The following is a 20,149-nucleotide window of genomic DNA, read 5'->3' as shown; positions in this document are numbered from 1 at the left end:
CGCGAAACTTCCTGACCAAACCACGAAGGACAGACGCCGTCCAGCGCAATAGGCAGGGGGGACGAAAGGACGACCCCATGACCGATGCCACCCTAGACATGCGCGAGACCGATCCGGCGCGCACCACCTACGCGATCCTCGGCGCGATCGCCTGCTGCCACCTGCTCAACGACATGATGCAGTCGCTTCTGGCCGCGCTCTATCCGATGCTGAAGGCGGAATTCGCGCTGGCCTTCTGGCAGATCGGGCTCCTGACCTTCGTCTTCCAGCTGACGGCGTCGCTCCTGCAGCCGGTCGTCGGCATGGTGACCGACCGCCGTCCCTTCCCCTGGGCGCTGCCGCTGGGCATGTTCGCCACGATGGCGGGTCTTCTCGTGCTGGCCGCTGCGCCGGGCTACGGGCTTCTCGTCATGGGGGCGGGGCTGATCGGCATCGGCTCCTCGGTCTTCCACCCGGAGGCCTCGCGGGTCGCGCGCGCCGCGGCCGGCCGGCGCTTCGGGATGGCCCAGTCGGTCTTCCAGGTCGGCGGCAATTTCGGCACGGCGCTCGGCCCGCTCCTGGCCGCCGCGGTGGTGCTGCCCATGGGACGCGGCTCCGTCGCCTGGTTCGCGGTCGCAGCGCTTCTGGCGATGGCAATCCTGGTGCAGGTCAGCCGCTGGCATGCGCGCGAGCATCTCGCCGCGCGGCGCCGCAAGGCGGCCGCGGGCCCGGCCCTGCCCCCGGCGCGGCTGCGCCTGGCGCTCGGCGTGCTTCTGGCGCTCCTCTTCTCCAAGCAGGTCTACATGGCCTCGATGTCGAGCTACTACACCTTCTTCCTGATCGACCGCTTCGGGCTGGAGACGGGGGCGGCGCAGCGCATGCTGTTCCTGTTCCTCGCCGCGGTGGCCTTCGGCACGGTGATCGGCGGACCGCTGGGCGACCGGATCGGACGGCGCACGGTGATCTGGATCTCGATCCTCGGCGTGCTGCCCTTCACGCTGCTGCTGCCGCATGCCTCGCTGTTCTGGACCGGGGTGCTGTCGGCCGTGATCGGGGTGATCCTGGCCTCGGCCCTGCCCGCGATCATCGTCTTCGCGCAGGAGCTGCTGCCGCATCGCGTCGGCACGGCGGCCGGGCTGTTCTATGGCGCGGCCTTCGGCGTGGCCGGGATCGCGGCGGCGGCGCTGGGGCTGCTGGCCGATGCAAGCGGCATCGTCTTCGTCTTCAATCTCTGCGCCGTCCTGCCGGTGCTGGGGCTCCTGACCGTGCTCCTGCCGCGCAAGAGCGAGATGGGCTGAAGGCTCCGGCACGGGTCCGCTTGCCTGTCGCTGCTGCTGCGGCTATTTAATCAAGCGGACCCTTTGAAAAGCGCCGGAGCAACCATGCCAAGCGACAGCCCCGGGCAGGAAACGCGGAGCGTGCGCCTGCCCTCCGAACGTCTCCTGATGACGCTGAAGATGCACGGCGCCCTGACCTCTGCCGAGATCGGGCGCCGCCAGGGCATCACCGGCGAGGCCGCGCGCCAGCAGCTCCTGAAGCTGCAGGGCGAGGGGCTGGTCGCCGAGGAGCGCCGCAGCGCCGGGCGCGGCCGTCCGGCGGTCTACTGGCACCTGACGGAAAAGGGCCAGGCGCGCTTTCCCGACACCCATGCCGCGCTGACGGTCGACATCCTGCGCAGCGTCTCGGAGATGCTAGGACCGCAGGCGCTGGAGCAGATCATCGCCGCGCGGGAAGCGGCGACGCTGGCGCAGTACCGCGCCGCGATGCCCGAAGGCGGCAGCCTGGCGGCACGGGTGCGGAAGCTGGCCGAACTGCGCAGCGCCGAGGGCTACATGGCGACGGTCGAGGAGGCGCCGGACGGTGCGCTGGAGCTGATCGAGAACCACTGCCCGATCTGCGCCGCGGCGCGGGCCTGCCAAGGCTTCTGCCGCGCCGAAAAAGCGGTCTTCGAAACCGTTCTGGGCCCCGGGACGGTCGTCGAGCGCAAGGACCATATCGTCAGCGGCGCGCGGCGCTGCAGCTACCTGATCCGCGACGCGGCGCAGTAGCGGCCGCCATCGGCTGATCCTCGGCGCCGGCCTCCGCGGCGCAGCCGGCCCCGGTGCGTCAGCCCTCGCCCGAGAGCAGAACCGCGCGGGTCGCGGACCAGGCGCGGCGGACCAGTTCGGCGGTGACCGCCTCGGCGCGGGCGCTGTCGCCGGCGCGGATCGCCTCGACCATCAGCCGGTTCTCGGCGCTCATCTGCGGCAGCATCCCGGGATCCATCCGGTAGGCGCGGAAACGGTAGCGCAGCGCCTGCTTGTCGACCTGCGCCAGCAGCCGCATCAGCATCGGGTTGCCGCAGGCGCCATGCATCAGCCCGGTCAGCCGGACATTCGCCTCGAACGCGTCGAGATGGCCCTGCGCGGCATCCATCGCCGCGACCTCGGCCGCCAGCCGACCGGCGATCTCCGCATGGTCGGGCTGCGCTGCAGCCAGCCCCGCGGCGGTGGATTCCAGGGGCACCCGGCACTGGGTCAGCTCGTCGAGCCGCTCCACCGAGATCTCCGTCACCCGCGCGCCGAGCCGCGGGCGGCGTTCCACCAGCCCGCCGGGCTCGAGCAGCTGCAGCGCCTCGCGCAGGGGCGAGCGGGAGACGCCGAACCGCGCGCAGATCGCCTCTTCGCGCAGTTTCTCGCCCGGGGCGAATTCCTCGCGGATGATTGCCGCCTCGAGCTGCTCGGCAATCTGCGCCCCGATGGAACGCAAGGGCAGCATGCCGATCCTCTCGCCGGTCATCGCTCAGGCCTTCCGGCCGAAGAGCCGGTCCGCCGCCACCACGGCGACAAGCGTGAAGACGATCGAGACCGTCGAGACCGCCGCGGCCTCGGGCGTGAAGTTGAAGCGCAGATAGTCATAGAGCTGGATCGGCAGCGGCGCGGAGCCGGTTCCCTTGAGGATGAAGGAGATCCCGAATGTATCGAAGCTGATGATGAAGGCAAAGACCCCGCCGGTCGCCAGCCCCGGCGCGATCAGCGGCAGGGTGATGCGGCGGAAGGCGGTCATCCGCGAGGCGCCCAGCGAGCGCGCCGCCAGCTCGCAGGCCTCGTCGCGCCCCTGCAGCGAGGTGGTCACGTTGAGGAAGACGAAGGGCAGCGTCATCAGCACATGGCCGGTGAAGAGCGCGATCTTGTGCTCGAGCCCGATGCCGATCTCGTAGAAGAAGAAAAGCAGCGCGATGGCCGTCAGGATCTCGGGCAGGATCAGCGGCAGCAGCAGCAGGACGCGCACCGTCTCGGCCTCCTTCCCGGCATGGCGAACGTAGTAGAGCGCCGCCATCGTGCCGATCACCAGCGAGACCGCGGTCGCCAGCGCGGCGAGCACGGCGGAATAGACGATCGCGTCCATGAAGACGTCGTTCTGCAGGAAGGTGACGAACCAGCGGAGGCTGAGCCCCTGCGGCGGAAAGGTCAGGAAGTTCCCGGCATTGAACGAGGCCAGCACCACGACGGCGATGGGCGCGAGCAGGAAGATGTAGACCAGCACCCGGAAGAGCGCGAGCAGGGCTTCGGCGAGGCGCATGTTACTTCCACTTCATCCGGGTGAGCATGGCGAAGGCGATGACGATCAGCCCGGCGCTGACCGCGAGGACCAGCGCCATGGCGGAGCCGAAGGGCCAGAGGAACTGGTCGATCAGCGCGTCGACGACGAGGATCGTGGTGGTCTTGACCCGCATGCCGCCGATCAGCGCCGGCGTCACATAGGAGGAGATCGCCAGCACGAAAACGAGGATGCAGCCCGACTGGACCCCCGGCATCGAGACCGGGAAGGTCACGCGGCGGAAGACGGTCAGGCGCGAGGCGCCCAAGCTGCGCGCCGCCTGGCCGATCGCCGGGTCGATGCCCTGCAAAGAGGCGAGAAGCGGCAGCACCATGAAGGGCAGGAAGACATGCGCCAGCGCCAGCACGACGCCGAAATCGTTGTACATCAGCTTCAGCGGCCGGGTGATGATCCCCAGATCCTTCAGCGTCTTGTTGATGACGCCAGTATTGCCAAGGAGGATCGTCCAGCCGTAGCTGCGGATCACGATGCCCACGAGCAGGGGCGAGAGCACGATGCCGTAGAGCAGCCCGCGCCAGCGCCGCGAGGCGGTCGCGATATGCAGCGCCAGCGGATAGCCCAGGACCAGGCAGACGGCGGTGGTGACGATGCCCAGCCACAGCGTATGCGGCAGCGCCGAGAGATAGTAGTTCTCGGCGAAGAACTGGGCATAGGCCTCCATCCCGAAGCCCGGGCCGTAGGGCTTGCCGTCGGCGCCCGGCATCCGCAGGCTCATCACCAGCACGTTGATATAGGGCAGCATCACGAAGAAGAAGATCAGCCCCGCGGCCGGGGCGATCAGCAGGAGCGGACGGCGGCGGCTCATGCGGCGGCGTCCCGCGCCACCGGCCAGAGCCGCGCCGGGTCGAGCACCAGCCCGACCGCCGCGCCTTCCCCGGCCAGCACATTGGCCGGGGTCTGGACGGCAAGCACCCCGCAATCGGTGGCGATCTCGTAGTCGATATAGCCGCCGCCGAAGAGCCTGCGCGTCACGCGGCCCTGCAGATGGCCCTGGCCGGCATCGGCCAGCGCGATCTGCTCGGGCCGGGCCATGATGCCGAGACGGGCCCCGGGCGTCGCCGGGGCCGGAACGGAAAGCGCCGCGCCGCCCGGCAGCGTGACCTCCGCCATGCCCGCGCCGGAGGCGGCCACGGGCAGGTCGAGGATATTGGCGTTGCCGACGAAGCGCGCCACCTGTTCGGTCGCTGGGGTGTTGTAGATCTCCTCCGGCGTGCCCGCCTGGGCGATGTCGCCGTCGAACATCACCACGACGAGGTCCGACATGGTCATCGCCTCGTTCTGGTCATGGGTGACGTAGATCGTGGTGATGCCGACGCGCTTCTGCAGGTCGCGGATGAAGCCGCGCATCTCGTCGCGCAGCTTCGCGTCGAGATTGGCCAGCGGCTCGTCGAGGAGCAGGATCGCGGGCTCGATCACCAGCGCGCGCCCCAGAGCCACCCGCTGCTGCTGCCCGCCCGAGAGCGCCTTGGGGTAGCGCCCGGCATAGGGCGTCAGCTGCACCAGATCGAGCGTCTTCGCCACGCGCTCCGCGATCTGCGCTTTCGGCACCTTCCGCATCTCCAGCCCGAAGGCGAGGTTCTGCGCCACGGTCAGATGCGGGAAGAGCGCGTAGGACTGGAAGACCATGCCGATGTCGCGCTTCTCGGGGAGCTTGCGCGAGATGTCCTTGCCGTCGAAGAGGATCCGGCCGTCCGTCACCTCCTCGAAGCCGGCGATGCAGCGCAGCGTCGTCGACTTGCCGCAGCCCGACGGGCCGAGGAGCGAGACGAACTGGCCATGCCCGACATTGAGCGAGATGCCGCGCAGCGCCGGCGCGCCGCCATAGGATTTGACCAGCGAGAGAAGGGAGACTTCGGTCATGGGGAGAGGGGGTCTTTCTGGCTGGCCCCGCGCGTCAGGCGCGGGGCGGCTTGGGCAGGGGCGTCAGGCGCCGAAGATCTCGTTCCAGCGGCGGGCGAATTCCTCGGCATTCTCGTTCATGAAATCCCAGTCCCAGTCAATGAACTGCGTCATGGCCTCGCCCGAGACGGGAACGTCGCGCTTGAGCTCCTCGGGCACGGTGACGGTCCTGTTGACCGGCGAGACCAGGAATTCCTTCATCAGGAGCTCCTGCCCCTTCGGGCCGAGGACGAAGTCGAGATACTTGTAGGCCTCTTCGCGGGCCGGCGTGTTGGCGCAGATATTGAAGGTCTGGTCCCACATCATCAGCCCCTCTTCGGGGATGATGCAGTCGACCGGCAGGCCCTGGTTCCGCAGCCGCGCGATCTCGCCGAAATCGAAGGGCGCGACGGCGATCTCGCCGGTGGCCATGGCGGTGCTCATGTTGAAGTCGGTCTGGTAGACCGGGCCCAGCTCGGCGAGCTTGGCGAAGCCGGTCTCCACGTCGCGGATGCCCGAGCCGTAGATCATCGAGGCCAGCATCAGGAACATCTTCCCGGCCGAGTTCTTGATGTTGTAGAGGCCGAGCTGGCCGATCAGCTCCTCGTTCTCCCACAGGTCCTTCCAGGAGGTCGGCGCCTCGGAGACCATGTCGGTGCGGTAGCCGATGCCGATCGGCGAGATCAGCCCGACCGCCGCCCAGCCGTCCGAGGCCTTGGTCGCCACCGGGTAGAGATCGGCGTAATTCGGCACCAGGTCGAGATCGAGCTTCTCGAAGAAGCCCTCGTCGCGCAGCACGGTGGCGTAGATCTCGTTGGTCATCAGGCAGCCATAGGGCGGATTCTCCGGACCCGCGGCGCGCATGTTGGTGGTGTAGACCCGGCCCAGCCCGATATCGAGCTGCGGCGCGATCCCGGTCTCCTCGGTGAAGCCCGGCACGAGGATGTCGCGCCAGAACTTCTCCCAGGAGCCGCCATAGGTCGTGATGACCAGGTCCTGCGCCTGGGCATGGACGGCGGGCACGTTCAGCACGGAGGCGCCGCCGAGCGCCACCAGCGCCTGCAGCATGGTGCGGCGGTTCATTTCGGTCATTGCCGGTATCCCTTTCCCTGTTGGTACTCTTCTTCGTTCCCTGAGGTCGTCAGGAGGCCTTCTTCCGGTAATCGTAGTTCTTGTTGAGCCGCTCCATCAGGTAGTCGCCATAGAGCACCGGCTCCATCTGCGCGACCTCGCCCTCGGCCAGCATCTCGGCGGGGCACTCGACCAGCGCCGACATCGACGGATCGTAGAAGAAGGGCTGGGAATAGCGGTCGCGCTTCGACAGGTTCTTCACCCGGTGCGGGGTGGAGACGAGGCGGCCGTTCGACCATTTCGACAGGATGTCGCCCACGTTCATGACGAAGGTGCCGGGGATCGGCGGGGCCGGGATCCAGTCGCCGTTCTTGTTGCGCACTTCGAGCCCGCCGACATCGTCCTGCTTCAGCAGCGTGACGAAGCCGTAATCGGTATGCGGCGCGGAGCCGAAGAGCTGCTCCTCGTCGGGCTGCTCGGGATAGTGCAGGAGCCGCAGGAAGAGCGTCGGGTTGACGAAATGCCTGTCGAACCAGTCGACCGGCAGGCCGAGCGCCTCGGCGATGCCGCCCGCGATCCGCTGCCCCAGCCCGGTCATCGCCGCCATGTAGGCCTGCGCGGTCTCCTTCAGCTCGGGCAGATCCGCGGGGAACTGGTTCGGCCCCTGGATCGGCTCGCCGGCATAGGGCGCGTCCTCGGGGACCTCGTGCATGATCATCAGGCTCTCGGACTGGTTCGGCTTCGTCACCTTGGCCACCGAGGAAGTGACGATGGTCGAGGTCGACATCGGCATGTAGCCGCGGTGGAAGCCGTTGATCTTCAGCTTCATCTTCTCCTCGAGCGGCAGGTCATGGAAGGCCATGTTCATCTGCCGCATCCGCTCCACCAGATCCTCGGGCACGCCATGGCCCGCGAGATAGGCGAAGCCCGAGGTCATCAGCGCCTCCTTCAGCGCCGCGACCGTCGCTGCCCGCGCCTCCGGCGCCGCACCCCCGGCCAGACCCGAGAGATCCACCACGGGGATATTGTCGAACTCGCCCTTCATCGCGCGCCTCCTGATTTCTGTATTTTGTATACGGAACAGGCAGAGCGGCAAAAGCGAAGCCCAAAGCCGAGGCGTCCGGCCGGATTCCGGCAGAACCTGCATTTCTGCTGCGAAATTTCTCGCACTCGCGCGGCAGTGCCGCATAAACGGGCGGCACCTGCACAGAGAAGGATCCGCCATGCCCGCCATTCCCGTGATCATCGACACCGATCCCGGCCAGGACGACGCCTTCGCGATCCTGCTCGCCCTTGCCGCGCCCGAGCTCGAGGTGCTGGGCCTGACGACGGTGGCGGGCAATATGGGCCTGCCCCAGACCACGGACAACGCGCGGCGCATCGTCGAGCTGGCGGGCCATGGCACCCTGCCCGTCCATGCCGGCTGCGCCCGGCCGCTGATGCGCGCGCCGCGCCCGGTGCCCGAGATCCATGGCGAGACCGGCATCGACGGCTGGGACTGGGCGGAGGCCGCCGACGGCCCCGCGCCGGGCCATGGCGTCGACTTCATCATCGAGACCGTGCTGGCACATCCCGAGCCGGTGACGATGATCCTGCTGGGCCCGCAGACCAATTTCGCCATGGCGCTGCGCCGCGCGCCGGAGATCGCGGCGAATATCGCCCGCGTGGTCTTCATGGGCGGCGGCTATTTCGAGGGTGGCAACATGACCCCGGCGGCCGAGTACAACATCCTCGTCGACCCGGAGGCCGCGCGGATCACGCTGGGCTCGGGCATCCCGATCACCGCCGTGCCGCTCGACTGCACGCATGCCTGCGCCGCGCCGGTCGGCTGGTCCCAGATGCTGGCCGCGCATCCGCAGCCGGTGATGCAGGCCTGTTCGGGAATGATGGAATTCTTCGAGCGCTACGGCAATGCCAAGCACGGCACGGCCTCGCGGCCGCTGCACGACGCCGTGGCGGTCGCCGCGCTGATCTGGCCGGAGCTCTTCACTGGCAGGCTCTGCCCGGTGGATGTCGAATGCGCGGGCGAGCTGACCACCGGCATGACCGTCGTCGACTGGCTGCGCCAGACCGGCAAGCCCGACAACTGCCTATGGCTGGCCGGCTGCACCGGTCCCGCGGAGGTCTATGCGCGGATGGAAACCGCCCTCGCCCGTCTGGGGCGCTGAGTGGATGCAGGGCTCAGGAGGGCGCGCGGCGTTGCGGCGGGCGTTTCGCGGAGAGGATGATTCTCTGACATCCGCGCAATCTCAAGCGGAAGGCGGGCGCCTCCGCCGGGGCGGGAGCGGGTCCCGGCGCTACTCCGCGCCGCTGGCGTTGCTGCGGTAGGTATCGGCCTTGTCATGGGACAGCGGATGCGCGCCGGAATGCCCGCCGCCCGAGCCCATCGCCTTGTAGAACTGGAAAAGAAGCAGCACGGCCAGTGCCAGGGCGGTGCCGGCTGCCGTGCCGACGATCAGGCTGTGCACGAAGCTGAACGGGTATATCAGCCAGAGAGCAAAGGTGAACACCCATCCCGCGAACGTCCCAATCACCAGAACCGGCAATGACATCTCGAACTCCTGGTCGCGCCACCTGTAACGCAGCTTTGTGGTAATCTATTAACGTATGATTAACGATCAACCACAAAATGACAATCTGAAGATGTACATGTTACGTAAAATTTCTAGCGGTTTTGAAGGGTTCCGACACATTTCGTTATTGCTACTTTAGTGTGTATCTTACATTAACCTATTGTGATACAGGCTTTTCTGTTTTCTTCGATTCTGCCAGCGGACTTTCGGTATTTTTCGTCCAGTCTCTGCCGATGCTAAATATTCCGGCATCATTGCGGTGCAGCATTGCGATCTGCAGCAAGTTGTGAATAATGCTTTAATCTGATAGGCCCACCGGGCACCGATATCTTTTAATGGTAAACTAAAAGTTCCTTGCTTTTTATAGAGCTTCTCGGGAGGATTCTTTGACTTATTTAGTACAAGCGTCGCCAGGAACTCGTTGGTTTAGAAACCTTTGTGAGTGAGCATCGCGGTTTTGAACACGCATAGCCAAAAGCCAGTTCTCCGCGGAGAACCCACGCATTTCGACCCATTCGAAGTGCCCGAGAATCAGTCCGACTCCACCATCGACCTGCGCTGGCTCGTCTCGACGCTGTGGCGCCGCAAGTGGATCCTGATTCTGTGCGGCGCCGCCGGCTTGGCCATCGGCGCCTATAATGTCAGCCGACAGACGCCGGTCTACATGGCGACTGCCAGCCTTCTGTTCGAACCCGAACGGCTGCAGCTCGTCGATCTTGCCGACGTGCTGGCCGATCAGGACAGCAATGCCACGCTTGCCAACCAGCTGCAGATCATCAACTCGACCACCCTGCTCGAACGCGTCGTCGGGCGGCTCGAGGACGAGGAAGCGCCCGCCGCCCCCGCTGCAGCTGAGGACGCCGCGGACGGCGATGCCGAAGACGGCTCCGTGCTGGCACGCATCGAGGCCTGGGGGGCCGGACGCGTCGAGGCGGTCAACCGCTTCCTCGAGGCGCGCGGCGCCACCTACCAGATCCCGCTCTCCTCGGCGGAGGTCGACGAACTGGAAGCGGCCCAGCCAAGCGCGGAAGAGATCGCGGCCCAGGCCCATAGCGACGCGCTGGCGACGCTGCGGAACCATCTCGATATCGGCCAGATCTCCGGCTCGCGGGTGATCGAGGTCGACTATTCCGGCGCCGATCCTGCCTATGCCGCGAAGGTCGCGAATATCGTCGGCGAGGAATACATCTCCTTCCAGCAGGAGCTGAAGAACCAGGACGTGACCGCGGTCATCGACCTGATGAACACCCGCATCACCGGGCTGCGCGAACAGCTCCAGGCGTCGGAGACGGCGCTGGAGAAGGCGCGGCTCGACCTCTACGAGCGCCAGCCCCAGAGCGCCGAGATGACCAGCATCCAGCTGAACGCGCTCAACGAGGAACTGGTGGGCATCCGCCTGCAGCTGGTGGCCGCCCAGGCGCGGCACAAGCGCGCCTCCGAAGCGCTGGCCAGCGACGAGGATCTGTGGAGCGTCTCGGAATTCCGCGACTCCGCCCTGATCCAGGACTTCCGCCGCCGGGAGCTGGAGCTGAAGGAGGCGGACGCCCAGGAATCCGCCATCACCGGCAAGGCCTCCACCCCGGCCAAGGCCGTGAATGCCGCCGTGATGCAGCGCATCCACGAGGGCATCCGCGAAGAGGCCGGCTATATCGTCGAGGCGCTGGACTTCGAGGTCTCCTCGCTGCAGCGCCGCGAGGACGAGATGGAGGGCATGATCCGCGATCTCGAGGTCGTGGCGATCGAGCAGTCCGTCGATGCAATGCAGACCGAGCGGCTGGCCCGCGAGGTGCAGGCGAACCAGACGCTCTACCAGAGCTTCGTCGACCGCCTGAAGGAAATCACCGAGCAGGCCCGCCTGCAATCGGCCGATGCGCGCTTCCTGTCGCGTGCCGAGGCGCCGTCGCGCCCCGACCGCAGCCGCAGCATGCGCGCGCTGATGATCGCGGGCATCGCCGGCGGTGCGATCGGCCTGTTCCTGGTGCTGATCCTCGAGAAGGCCACCAACGCCTTCCGGACGACGGGCGAGCTGTCGCGCGCCACCGGCCTGCCGGTGATCGGCGCGGTGCCGCAATCCGGCCGCCTGCTCAACGCCCGCGACCTGGCCGCCCGCTTCAGCCGCCAGCCCCGCGGGCTCTTCGGCGAGTGCATCCGCAACCTGCGCACCAGCATGCTCTATTCCGATCCGGGCAACACGCCGGAGGTGGTGATGTTCACCTCCTCGGTGCCGGGCGAGGGCAAGTCCTCGACCACGCTGCTCGTCGGCATCTCCAGCCAGCAGGCCGGACGCCGGACCATCGTGCTGAGCTGCGACCTGCGCGACAACGGCAATGCGAAGCTCTACGCCTCGCTGTCGAAGGACAGCCCCGAGCATCCCAAGGTCGGCCTGCTGTCGCTCCTGCGCGGCGACTGCACCCTGGACGAGGCCGTCCGGACCGAGCCGCGCAGCGGGCTGCACTACCTCGCGGTCCATCCCTCCGAGCGCGTTCTGGAAAGCCCGGCCGACCTGCTGGCAATGCCGCGCTTCGCCGACCTGATCGCCGAGCTGCGCCAGGATTACGACCTGGTCCTGCTCGACACGCCCCCGGCCCTGGCGGTCACCGATGCCAGGCTGATGGCGCGCCATGTCGACAAGGTCGTCTATCTGGTCCGCTGGAACAGCACGCAGAGGAATGCCGTGGTGGAAGGCCTGCGCGAAGTGCGCTCGATGGGCGTCGCGATTGCCGGCTGCGCCTTCACCCGCGTGTCGCAGCGCAAGGCCGCGCAGTATTCGGACAACGAATTCCTCTACCGGAGGAGCTACGCCGCCTACTACCGCTGAGGCGTCCGCATCATCCTGCTCCCGGGGCGCGCCTTCCCGCGCGCGCCCTGGCCGAACACGCATCCATGGCCATGAAGCTCACGTTCATCATCCCCTTCAAGTCCAAGGCGCATTCGAAGGACTGGGCCCAGTCCTGCCGCCTGCTCGACGCGACGCTGAACTCGCTCGAGGCGCAGAGCTGCGACGACTACCACGCGGTTCTTGTCTGCACCGACCGTCCGGATCTGCCGGGCCGCTACCGCAACCTGACCTGCCTCGAGACGGATATCCGCATCGAAGGCAGCTACGACGCCTGGAAGGGCCGCGGCGACAAGCAGCGCAAGGTGCTGCACGGCCTCCTGCATGCCCGCGCCCTGGCGCCCGAGCGCGCGATGGTGGTCGATGCCGACGACCTGCTGCACCGCGACCTCGTGGCCTATGTCCGCGACCACGGCAGCGAGGCGGACGCCTTCATCATCAACAAGGGCTACCGCTACACGATGGGCAGCCCGCGGCTGCGCCGGATCAAGCCGTTCCACCTGGCCTCCGGCTCGTCGATGATCTTCCCCTTCCGCGCCTCCGATTTCGAGGGGATCGCCTCGGACCGCGAGGTGGAGCGCCACGTCATGACCCGCGAAGCGCATCCCAAGCCCGCCGAGAAGGTCTTTGCCGAGGCCGGCTGGAGCTACCGCTACATCCCCTTCCCGGCCGCGATCTACGTGCGCGGCCATACCGACAGCATCCGCGACAAGTTCGCGACGGAACGCCAGGGCGCCCCGGCCAAGACGCGGCTGCGCGGCAGCAACCTTCGGAAGCGCGCCAGCACCATCATCGCCAAGATCCTCGCCCGGGCGAAGGGCAGCCCGGTGCTTGACGCGAAGATGCGGCACGACTTCCCCGGCCTGCCCGCGCCGCAGCCAAGGTGATCCGGTGACCGCGCCTTCCCCCGTCCTCGACCCGCAGAACATCCGCCCCACAGACCGAGGTCCGTCCATGACATCGTCCCAGCAGCCCGTCGCCAGCATCGGCATGCCGGTCTATAACGGAGAAAAGTACATATCGGACGCGATCGAGTCCGTCCTGGCGCAGGATTTCGGCGACTTCGAGCTGGTCATCGCCGACAATGCCTCGACCGACAGCACCTACGAGATCTGCCGCAGCTATGCCGAGAAGGACAGCCGCATCCGGCTGGTGCGCCATCCGCGCAATATCGGCGCGGCGAAGAACTACAACTACGTCTTCCACTGCTCCGCCGGGACCTATTTCAACTGGCTCGCGCATGACGACATCCTCGGGCCGGGCTTCCTGTCGACCTGCATCCGCGGCTTCGAGACCCACGGGTCCTCGGCGGTGCTGGTCTATCCGAATTTCCGCTTCGTCGACGGCGACCGCAACGAGCTGGAGACCGACAGCCCGTTCCTGCACCTGACCGATGCCCGGGCCGGGGCGCGGTTCCGCGAGACGCTGGACAATCTGGGGCTCGTGACCTCGGTCTTCGGCGTATTCCGGCGCGACGCGCTGCTGCGCACGCGGCTGATCGGCAGCTTCATCAGCTCGGACTACGTCCTGCTGGCGGAATGCGCGCTTCTCGGCAAGGTGCTGCGGCTCGAAGGAGAGCCGGAATTCTACCGCCGCTTCCATGACAAGAACTCCCGCCGCGCCAACCGGACCCCGACCGAGGTGACCGCGTGGTTCGACCCCGAAGCACGGGTCGACCGGCGGCCGAAACGGCGCCTGTCGCGGGAATACATGCGCGGCATCTGGGCGCTCGACGGGCTGGCCCTGGGCGACCGGCTGCAGGCCTCCGCCCATCTTCTGGCGCGGCGCACGGTCAGCCGGACCCGCTCGGAAATCGCCCGGCTCCTGCCCGGAAGCTGATGCCGGGCCGCCTGCGGCGCGGTCGCGGGCACAACCTTTGCGAGAGCGGTATTCCCGTCGAAACAATAGTGCATTAATCTGTCATCCAGACCCCCGCCTATCCGCCGAGATGCTTGAAAAGCTAAAAAGCTTTAGGTACGATGTAACTTGTTTGATCAAGAATCTTATCAAAGGCGAACTGTATGGAACATCCTCAACACTCGGTCGATGCGCCTACTTCTCCGGACCGCCGCCGCTTTCTCGGCCAAGCAGGCCGGTTTGCAGCAGCGACACCGCCCGCTGTGACCATCCTTCTCTCCACGTCTCTTGAAGCCGGCGCCGTTGTACGTTCTGGCGGCGGCAAGAAGAAGAAACGCAAGATGAAGAAGAAGAAGAAGATCCGCTGAGACCGGTCGGAACTGGCAGGGGCATGAGAGACCTTCCTGCGTCATGATTTCGGCAAGCCGGGGGAGAGATTCCCCGGCTTCCTATTTTAGATCGGCCCTCTTCCGGCCCACCATAGAATTTGAAGATTAAATTGAACTTGGAAACCGCGCCAGAGTCCGACTCCGCCAGCCTGTCGCCTGCAAGGGCGACGCATGTCCACTCCGCGCCCGGAACCTGTCTCCGGACCGTCGACGGCATTCCCCTCCTTTTCGTGCCCGAGCGGCAGCTGCTGTTCCGCGCCGATCCCTTCGCGGCCGGGCTGTGGGAGCAGCTGCGAGAGGGCATGTCGATGGACGCGCTCGACAAGGCCGCCGCGGCCGAAGGGCTGGATGCCGTGCAGATCGTCTCGGATCTTCTCGATGCAGGCGTGCTGGTTCCGATCGGCAGCGATGAGGCGATCCCGGCGATTGCCGGGCGGATGTTCCTGCGCGTCGGCGCGCTGCAGGTCTGCCTGAATTTCGACGGCCCGCGGGCGCAGGCCCTGGTCCGCGGCATGCTGGCCCATCTCGAGACCGCCCCCGTCCCCTGCGAGCTGCAGCTGGTCATCCGCGAGGAGGAGTCGCGCATCGGCGTGGCGCTCAATGGCGAGGAGACCGGCTGGTGCAGCTGGGAGCAGATCGGGCCCGAGCTGAAGATCCTGCTGACCGACCTGGCGCTCGAAAGCCTCGACGGCATCGCGCTGCACACCGCGCTTCTCGAGACCGGAGGCGATGCGCTGCTGCTCGTCGGCATGCCGGGCGCGGGCAAGTCGACCCTCTCGGTCGCGCTCGGCCGGTCCGGCTTCGGCCTCGAAGGCGACGACATCGCCGCGCTCCATGCAGATGGCCGCGCCAGCGCCCTGCCCTTCCCGGCCACCGTCAAGGACGGGTCCTGGCCGCTGCTCGCCCCGCTTTGCCCCGAGCTGGAGGAGAAACCGGCCTTCCTGCGCCCCGACGACAAGATCGTCCGCTACCTTCCGCTCTCGGCGGAGCCCGAGCCGCCGCGCCGCCCGGTCCGCACCGTCCTGTGCCTCGACCGCAGCAGCAGCCGCCCGGCCGGGCTGGAGCCGCTCGGCGTCGAAGCCGCGATGGCCGCCCTGCTCGAAGGCGCCTGGTCCGAGGACGAGCGGCTGTCGACCCGGGCCTTCACGGCCCTGACCGCCTGCATCGGCGGCGCCCGGTTCTTCCGCATGACCTATGACAGCCTGGAAGAGGCAATCGAGCTCGCGCGCCGCGCCTGCGAAACGGGGAAAGAGCCCGGCTGATGTCACTGCGCATGTCCTTCACCGCGCCCGCCCGGCAGGAGACGCCGCTCGACCAGCTCGGCCGCTGCCTGCGCGGCGATCCCCCCGCAGATGCCGACTGGCTGGCGGTGATTTCGATCGCCAATATCCACTTCGCGGGCCCCTGGCTCTATCGCAGCCTGAAGGCCGCGCCGCGGACCGACGGGTTCGACCAGGAGGTCCTGGACTACCTGGAGGAGATCGACGACGCGAATAACGAGCGGAACCGCCGCCTGCTAAGCCAGCTCGCCGAGATCACGGCGCGGCTCAATGCCGAGGGGATCGTGCCGCGCGTCTTCAAGGGCGCGGCGGTGCTCGCCCGGCAGGCCCGGCCCGGGGACAGCCCCCGCATGCTCTCCGATCTCGACCTGATGGTCGACGAGAGCCGCGGCGCCGAGGTTTCGGCCCTGCTTGGCGATCTGGGCTACGAGCTGATCGAGGGCAGCATCTGGGAGCATTCCGTCGGCAGCTTCTTCCGCGACGACAGCGTGGGCGCGGTCGACCTGCACACCCGCATGCCCGCCAATATCGAGCGGTGGGTGCCGCCCGGGACGCGCAGCGCCCGCTGGCAGACCGTGCGGCTCGGCGACGCCGAGCTCGCCCTGCCCGATGCCAGCCTGCATTTCGTGATCAACCTTCTGCATGACATGCTGCATGACCGCGGCGTGATCAGCGGCTTCCTGGAGCTGCGCTACCTGCTGGAGCTGGCGGATCTGGCCGGCAATCCGGCGGCGCCGCTCGACTGGGAGTGGATACGCGACATCTGCCGCACGCCGCGGCTGCGCCTGTGCTGCGAATTGCAGGATCGCATGTCGCGCCATCTGCTGGGAAAATCGCTGATCCCCGGCTGCGAGATGACCCTGCAGGGCGCGATCCTGCACCGCCGGCGGCTGTTCAAGGCGCGGCACGACCGGCTGGGCCGCTGGGAATGGGAAGCCATCCTGGGGGCGAAGCGGCTGGGACGGCGGCTCCGCGGGCAGGATCCGCACGGAAACCCGGCCTCCTAATCCGAATGCCCCCGCCGATAGCCGGAAGGCGCCTTGCAAACAGCCCCGGAACAGGGCACCCAGCTTGTCGGAAGACCAGGCTCCGGCGGGTCCCGAGAACGGGGAATCGACGGGTCCTTCGGGTTTGAAAAGATGCCGGAACGGCGTCCGGAAAGCCTGTGGAACAAATTTGCGGCGGGCGCGATTCAGCCCCCGGCGCCGCATGAAATCATTGCATGCCGTGCAGGCTTGTGCAGCGGACATTTACTGAAGAAGAAAATTAATTTCGCAACAACTATGAAATTCCGGCGGAAGCGGCATGAAAACGTGGAGTTTTACCTCAATCCCCCGGATCGATAATAAATATGCTAATGAAACTTTCCGTGAGAGGGCTGGAAATCCCGACCACGAAAACCATGCGGTATGAAATACCGGCCTTTACCGATTGCTGCAGTTTTATACAAATGCTTGCGAATCCGGCGCCTCTGATGCCTATGTGCAATCGCAGCAATTCCAAGGGGTAGATACGTGAACCTTGAAGTAATTCCCTCCGAGGGAAGTGCACATATTAGCAATCTGCCGCATGTCCTTGTGGGATTCGGGCACTGAAACACCGACCACATCATCATTTTGCAGAAAAAATTGGCGTGAGGTGGGAATAAAATGACTATCCGCACCTAAAAATTTCGATTAAGCATATACTAATTTAGAATTAACATCGGATAGGTATTTACTTCATGTCGAAACTTTACTAGCTTTTTCTTGTTAATATGTTTGATTCGACAGCAGAACAATTCAGGGTTGCGTGGCCTTTGCTGTTTGGCAACCGGGTGCAATGCTGAATTCAAGTGTTTTTTGCGTTCTTCTTGTCGGCGTACCGATTTAATCTTGCTTCAGTGAGGCCCTGCATTGAAACGAGTAGACAGCGAAAAAATTGTAGCCGTGTCTGACCATTCCGGATGCGCAATAGCCGATGAATTGCATGATGTCGCTTACTCACCTCGCGAAGGCGATGGGCGGCCCTACGGGTTCATCCGGTACAACACATCCCATTACGCGACATTGAAGCGCGTCGTGGACATCATCTTCTCGATTGCCGCATTGCCGACATTTGTCATGCTTTGCGTTATCTTCATGATTCTGAACGTTTTTTGGAACGCCGGACCGCTGTTCTTTTTCCAGGAACGCGCGGGGAAGGACGGCCGTCCTTTCGTCATGGTGAAGTTCCGGACGATGAGGCCGGCCCAGCAAGCCCGCGGCCCCAACGATCCGCTCGAGCAGTCGCGCATCACCCCGCTCGGGAAATGGATGCGCCAGACCCGCATGGACGAGGTGCCCCAGATCATCAACGTGCTGCTCGGCCATATGAGCATCGTCGGACCGCGTCCGGAGATCCTGGAATTCGACCGGCAGTTCCGCCGCGAGATTCCCGGATACGAAGTGCGCGGCAACGTCCGTCCCGGCATCACCGGCTACGCCCAGGTGAAGCAGGGATATACCGACAGCATCGAGATGGTGCGCACCAAGAACACGCTCGACCGCTACTATGTCGACAACATGGGAATGCGCCTCGATCTGAGCATCATGCTCCAGACCATCGGCGTCATCTTCTCGTTCTACGGCGCACGCTGAGCGACCAGGCCGCCGGGAAACCGGCGGCCAGCTCCGACACCCGGAACACGGCCCTTTCCGGCCGCTCTCATAGTCGCGCGGTCCTGGACCCGGTTCCGCGCAAGACCCTTTATTTTCTACGCCAGTCCCGGCGCGGCAGGACCACGCAACGCCGGCTGCATCGAGCAGGAGGAAGACCATTGGCCCATCTTGCGGCACAGGACAGCCTTCCATGCACGCGCGACGGCTGGCCCGGTTTCCCGGAGAGGCAGCCATGAACAATGTCAGCAAGGCCGTCCGCCTTCTCACTCCCGAGGAGCGCAGATCGGCGCTTCTCCTGCTGCCGCTGATCTGCCTGCGCGCTTTCGCGGACATGGTGGGCGTGGCCCTGATCTTCCCGTTCCTGAATATTCTCGGCAACCCGGAGATCATCACGACGAACAAGTACCTCGCCTGGGCCTACAATGCCGGCGGGTTCAGCGGTCCGAACGGCTTCGTGGTCTTCATCGGCGTCGCCTTCATCGCGATCCTGATCGCCACGGCCGCGCTGAAGATCGCGACGGTCTACACCGTGAACTACTGGCTGGAGCTGCGCGCGCACAGCATCTCGAGCCGGCTGCTCAACAGCTACCTGCGCCGCCCCTACGAATTCATGCTCAGCCGCCACAGCAGCACGCTGGTGACGAACATGCTCTCCGAGGTGCCGCGGATCATCGTCGAGGTCTACAAGCCGCTGTCGGACGCCACCGTCGCCGCGGTCACGCTGCTGTTCCTCGTCGGCATGCTGCTGGTGGTCGATCCGATCGTGACGATCCTCGTCATGGCGGTGCTCGGCGGGCTCTATGTCGCGCTCTTCTGGGTCATCCGCGGCCTCGCCGCGCGGATCGGCAAGACGCTGGTCGACTCCAACCGCAACCGCTACCGGATCGCCTGGGAGGCGCTGGCCGGCGGCAAGCAGGTGCGGCTCCTGAACCGCGAGCGCTCGCTGATCGAGAGCTATGAAGAGCCCTCGCTGACCATGGCGACCAATGCCGCCAAGTCCCGGCTGCTGCGCCAGTCGCCGCGCTACGTGGTCGAGGTCATCGCCATCGGCGGGACGATCCTGCTGGTGCTGAGCCTCCTCGGCCGCAGCGGCGGCGTCGGCTCGAGCTCGATGACCGACGCGCTGCCGACGCTGGGCCTCTTCGTGCTGGCCGGCTACCGGATGATGCCCGCGCTGCAGAACGGCTATCTGTCGGTCGTCTCGCTGAAGGTCGGCAAGGCCGCGCTCGACGCGTTGCTCGAGGATCTCGACGGCGTCGAGGGCCTGCCCGAGCTGCCCAGGGGCCGGATCGAGCCGCTGCGCTTCCAGCAGAGCATCGAGCTGCGCAACGTCACCTACTACTATCCGGGCACCGACACGCCGGGGCTGAAGGACATCAACCTGACGATCCCGGCCGGCTCCTCCGTCGGCATCATCGGGCCAACCGGCGCGGGCAAGACCACGCTGATGGACATGCTGCTGGGGCTGATCGAGCCGAGCAAGGGCGAGTTCCTGGTCGACGGCCAGCCGCTCGACCACGCCAAGATCCGCGCCTGGCGGGCCAATGTCGGCTACGTGCCGCAGGACATCTTCCTCAGCGACGCCAGCATCGCCCAGAACATCGCCTTCGGCGCGCCGCCTTCCGAGCGCGACTTCGACCGCGTCCGCGAGGCGGCCCGCATGGCGCAGATCGACGGCTTCATCTCCAACGAGCTGAGCGAGGGCTACGAGACGCTGGTCGGCGAGCGCGGCGTGCGCCTCTCCGGCGGCCAGCGCCAACGGATCAGCATCGCCCGGGCGCTCTATACCGAGCCGCAGGTGATCGCCTTCGACGAGGCCACGAGCGCGCTCGACAACAGCACGGAGTCGCTGGTCATGGAGGAAATCTCGAAACTGGCGGGATCGCGGACCCTCATCATGGTCGCCCACCGCCTGTCCACCGTCCGCAACTGCGACGCCCTCATCACGCTCGAAGCGGGCGAAGTGGTGAAGGTCGGCACCTATGCGGATGTCGCATCGCAGGCCGAAGTGCTGCCCCTGGCAGTCAACGGACGCCACTGAGCCCGG

The 20,149-nt window shown here is 66.2% G+C and carries 18 protein-coding genes; 11 read left to right on the top strand and 7 right to left on the bottom strand.

The genetic code is table 11. From position 1 onward, the window contains the following. Window positions 1–77 precede the first annotated feature (77 nt). Window positions 78–1,277 (top strand): MFS transporter, encoded by a 1,200-nt coding sequence (locus FGX59_RS08600; RefSeq protein ID WP_138466121.1) that lies wholly within the window; start codon window positions 78–80, stop codon window positions 1,275–1,277. 84 nt (window positions 1,278–1,361) lie between these two features. After that, window positions 1,362–2,027 carry a transcriptional regulator gene (locus tag FGX59_RS08595; protein ID WP_240722330.1) on the top strand — a complete coding sequence of 222 codons (666 nt, stop codon included), beginning with the start codon at window positions 1,362–1,364 and terminating at the stop codon, window positions 2,025–2,027. Between the two features lie 58 nt (window positions 2,028–2,085). Here the strand turns inward: FGX59_RS08595 and FGX59_RS08590 are convergent, their stop codons facing one another. The 6 genes from FGX59_RS08590 to FGX59_RS08565 all read right to left on the bottom strand — a co-directional run bounded on the left by FGX59_RS08590 (window position 2,086) and on the right by FGX59_RS08565 (window position 7,573). Next, on the bottom strand, window positions 2,086–2,757 hold the full coding sequence (locus tag FGX59_RS08590) for a GntR family transcriptional regulator (RefSeq protein WP_138466120.1): 672 nt from the start codon (window positions 2,755–2,757) through the stop codon (window positions 2,086–2,088). Between the two features lie 3 nt (window positions 2,758–2,760). Then, window positions 2,761–3,540 (bottom strand): ABC transporter permease, encoded by a 780-nt coding sequence (locus tag FGX59_RS08585; RefSeq protein WP_138466119.1) that lies wholly within the window; start codon window positions 3,538–3,540, stop codon window positions 2,761–2,763. 1 nt (window position 3,541) lies between these two features. Further along, window positions 3,542–4,384, bottom strand: coding sequence for an ABC transporter permease (locus FGX59_RS08580; RefSeq protein WP_138466118.1), 843 nt, complete (start codon window positions 4,382–4,384; stop codon window positions 3,542–3,544). Continuing rightward, complete coding sequence (locus FGX59_RS08575) at window positions 4,381–5,439, bottom strand: ABC transporter ATP-binding protein (protein ID WP_138466117.1); 1,059 nt, start codon at window positions 5,437–5,439, stop codon at window positions 4,381–4,383. The genes FGX59_RS08580 and FGX59_RS08575 overlap by 4 nt, the downstream gene beginning before the upstream one ends. A gap of 63 nt (window positions 5,440–5,502) precedes the next feature. Further along, a complete protein-coding gene (locus tag FGX59_RS08570) occupies window positions 5,503–6,549 on the bottom strand; it encodes an extracellular solute-binding protein (RefSeq protein WP_138466116.1) in 1,047 nt (348 codons plus the stop codon). A 49-nt stretch (window positions 6,550–6,598) separates the two neighbouring features. Then, the gene (locus tag FGX59_RS08565) at window positions 6,599–7,573 is read right to left on the bottom strand and encodes an isopenicillin N synthase family oxygenase (RefSeq protein WP_138466115.1); all 975 of its coding nucleotides are present in this window, start codon (window positions 7,571–7,573) and stop codon (window positions 6,599–6,601) included. Between the two features lie 178 nt (window positions 7,574–7,751). On the opposite strand from FGX59_RS08565, the gene FGX59_RS08560 reads away from it, so the two are divergent. After that, window positions 7,752–8,696, top strand: a complete 945-nt coding sequence (locus tag FGX59_RS08560; RefSeq protein WP_138466114.1) for a nucleoside hydrolase — start codon at window positions 7,752–7,754, stop codon at window positions 8,694–8,696. 129 nt (window positions 8,697–8,825) lie between these two features. On the opposite strand, the gene FGX59_RS08555 is transcribed toward FGX59_RS08560, so the two are convergent. Continuing rightward, a complete protein-coding gene (locus FGX59_RS08555; RefSeq protein WP_138466113.1) occupies window positions 8,826–9,080 on the bottom strand; it encodes a hypothetical protein in 255 nt (84 codons plus the stop codon). Between the two features lie 541 nt (window positions 9,081–9,621). Between FGX59_RS08555 and FGX59_RS08550 the strand changes: the two genes are divergently transcribed. The 8 genes from FGX59_RS08550 (at window position 9,622) to FGX59_RS08515 (ending at window position 20,143) form a co-directional block, all read left to right on the top strand. Next, window positions 9,622–11,919 (top strand): Wzz/FepE/Etk N-terminal domain-containing protein, encoded by a 2,298-nt coding sequence (locus tag FGX59_RS08550; RefSeq protein ID WP_171060572.1) that lies wholly within the window; start codon window positions 9,622–9,624, stop codon window positions 11,917–11,919. Between the two features lie 65 nt (window positions 11,920–11,984). Next, window positions 11,985–12,824 carry a hypothetical protein gene (locus tag FGX59_RS08545; protein WP_138466111.1) on the top strand — a complete coding sequence of 280 codons (840 nt, stop codon included), beginning with the start codon at window positions 11,985–11,987 and terminating at the stop codon, window positions 12,822–12,824. Window positions 12,825–12,891: 67 nt separating this feature from the next. Further along, complete coding sequence (locus tag FGX59_RS08540) at window positions 12,892–13,776, top strand: glycosyltransferase family 2 protein (RefSeq protein ID WP_138466110.1); 885 nt, start codon at window positions 12,892–12,894, stop codon at window positions 13,774–13,776. 182 nt (window positions 13,777–13,958) lie between these two features. Further along, window positions 13,959–14,162 (top strand): hypothetical protein, encoded by a 204-nt coding sequence (locus FGX59_RS08535; protein WP_138466109.1) that lies wholly within the window; start codon window positions 13,959–13,961, stop codon window positions 14,160–14,162. 131 nt (window positions 14,163–14,293) lie between these two features. Next, window positions 14,294–15,445 (top strand): hypothetical protein, encoded by a 1,152-nt coding sequence (locus FGX59_RS08530; protein ID WP_138466108.1) that lies wholly within the window; start codon window positions 14,294–14,296, stop codon window positions 15,443–15,445. Further along, window positions 15,445–16,470, top strand: coding sequence for a nucleotidyltransferase family protein (locus FGX59_RS08525; RefSeq protein ID WP_138466107.1), 1,026 nt, complete (start codon window positions 15,445–15,447; stop codon window positions 16,468–16,470). Before FGX59_RS08530 ends, FGX59_RS08525 begins: the two co-directional genes overlap by 1 nt. A 1,053-nt stretch (window positions 16,471–17,523) precedes the next feature. Then, window positions 17,524–18,081: a sugar transferase gene (locus FGX59_RS08520; RefSeq protein WP_171060571.1), complete on the top strand. Its 558-nt coding sequence runs from the start codon at window positions 17,524–17,526 to the stop codon at window positions 18,079–18,081. Between the two features lie 253 nt (window positions 18,082–18,334). Further along, window positions 18,335–20,143, top strand: a complete 1,809-nt coding sequence (locus FGX59_RS08515) for an ABC transporter ATP-binding protein (protein WP_171060570.1) — start codon at window positions 18,335–18,337, stop codon at window positions 20,141–20,143. Window positions 20,144–20,149 lie beyond the last annotated feature (6 nt).

It is taken from the genome of Poseidonocella sp. HB161398, from assembly GCF_005870025.1.
GTDB lineage: Bacteria > Pseudomonadota > Alphaproteobacteria > Rhodobacterales > Rhodobacteraceae > Mangrovicoccus.
The sequence above is the reverse complement of the archived record's forward strand: the minus strand, read 5'-3'. Positions and strand labels throughout refer to the sequence as shown.

Excerpts from the sequence above, each read along its gene's own strand:
- FGX59_RS08565 (WP_138466115.1), bottom strand. The coding sequence starts at position 7,573 with ATGAAGGGCGAGTTCGACAATATCCCCGTGGTGGATCTCTCGGGTCTG.
- FGX59_RS08580 (WP_138466118.1), bottom strand. The coding sequence starts at position 4,384 with ATGAGCCGCCGCCGTCCGCTCCTGCTGATCGCCCCGGCCGCGGGGCTG.
- FGX59_RS08535 (WP_138466109.1), top strand. The coding sequence starts at position 13,959 with ATGGAACATCCTCAACACTCGGTCGATGCGCCTACTTCTCCGGACCGC.
- FGX59_RS08570 (WP_138466116.1), bottom strand. The coding sequence starts at position 6,549 with ATGACCGAAATGAACCGCCGCACCATGCTGCAGGCGCTGGTGGCGCTC.
- FGX59_RS08560 (WP_138466114.1), top strand. The coding sequence starts at position 7,752 with ATGCCCGCCATTCCCGTGATCATCGACACCGATCCCGGCCAGGACGAC.
- FGX59_RS08525 (WP_138466107.1), top strand. The coding sequence starts at position 15,445 with ATGTCACTGCGCATGTCCTTCACCGCGCCCGCCCGGCAGGAGACGCCG.
- FGX59_RS08545 (WP_138466111.1), top strand. The coding sequence starts at position 11,985 with ATGGCCATGAAGCTCACGTTCATCATCCCCTTCAAGTCCAAGGCGCAT.
- FGX59_RS08600 (WP_138466121.1), top strand. The coding sequence starts at position 78 with ATGACCGATGCCACCCTAGACATGCGCGAGACCGATCCGGCGCGCACC.
- FGX59_RS08540 (WP_138466110.1), top strand. The coding sequence starts at position 12,892 with ATGACATCGTCCCAGCAGCCCGTCGCCAGCATCGGCATGCCGGTCTAT.
- FGX59_RS08515 (WP_171060570.1), top strand. The coding sequence starts at position 18,335 with ATGAACAATGTCAGCAAGGCCGTCCGCCTTCTCACTCCCGAGGAGCGC.
- FGX59_RS08575 (WP_138466117.1), bottom strand. The coding sequence starts at position 5,439 with ATGACCGAAGTCTCCCTTCTCTCGCTGGTCAAATCCTATGGCGGCGCG.
- FGX59_RS08555 (WP_138466113.1), bottom strand. The coding sequence starts at position 9,080 with ATGTCATTGCCGGTTCTGGTGATTGGGACGTTCGCGGGATGGGTGTTC.
- FGX59_RS08595 (WP_240722330.1), top strand. The coding sequence starts at position 1,362 with ATGCCAAGCGACAGCCCCGGGCAGGAAACGCGGAGCGTGCGCCTGCCC.
- FGX59_RS08590 (WP_138466120.1), bottom strand. The coding sequence starts at position 2,757 with ATGACCGGCGAGAGGATCGGCATGCTGCCCTTGCGTTCCATCGGGGCG.
- FGX59_RS08585 (WP_138466119.1), bottom strand. The coding sequence starts at position 3,540 with ATGCGCCTCGCCGAAGCCCTGCTCGCGCTCTTCCGGGTGCTGGTCTAC.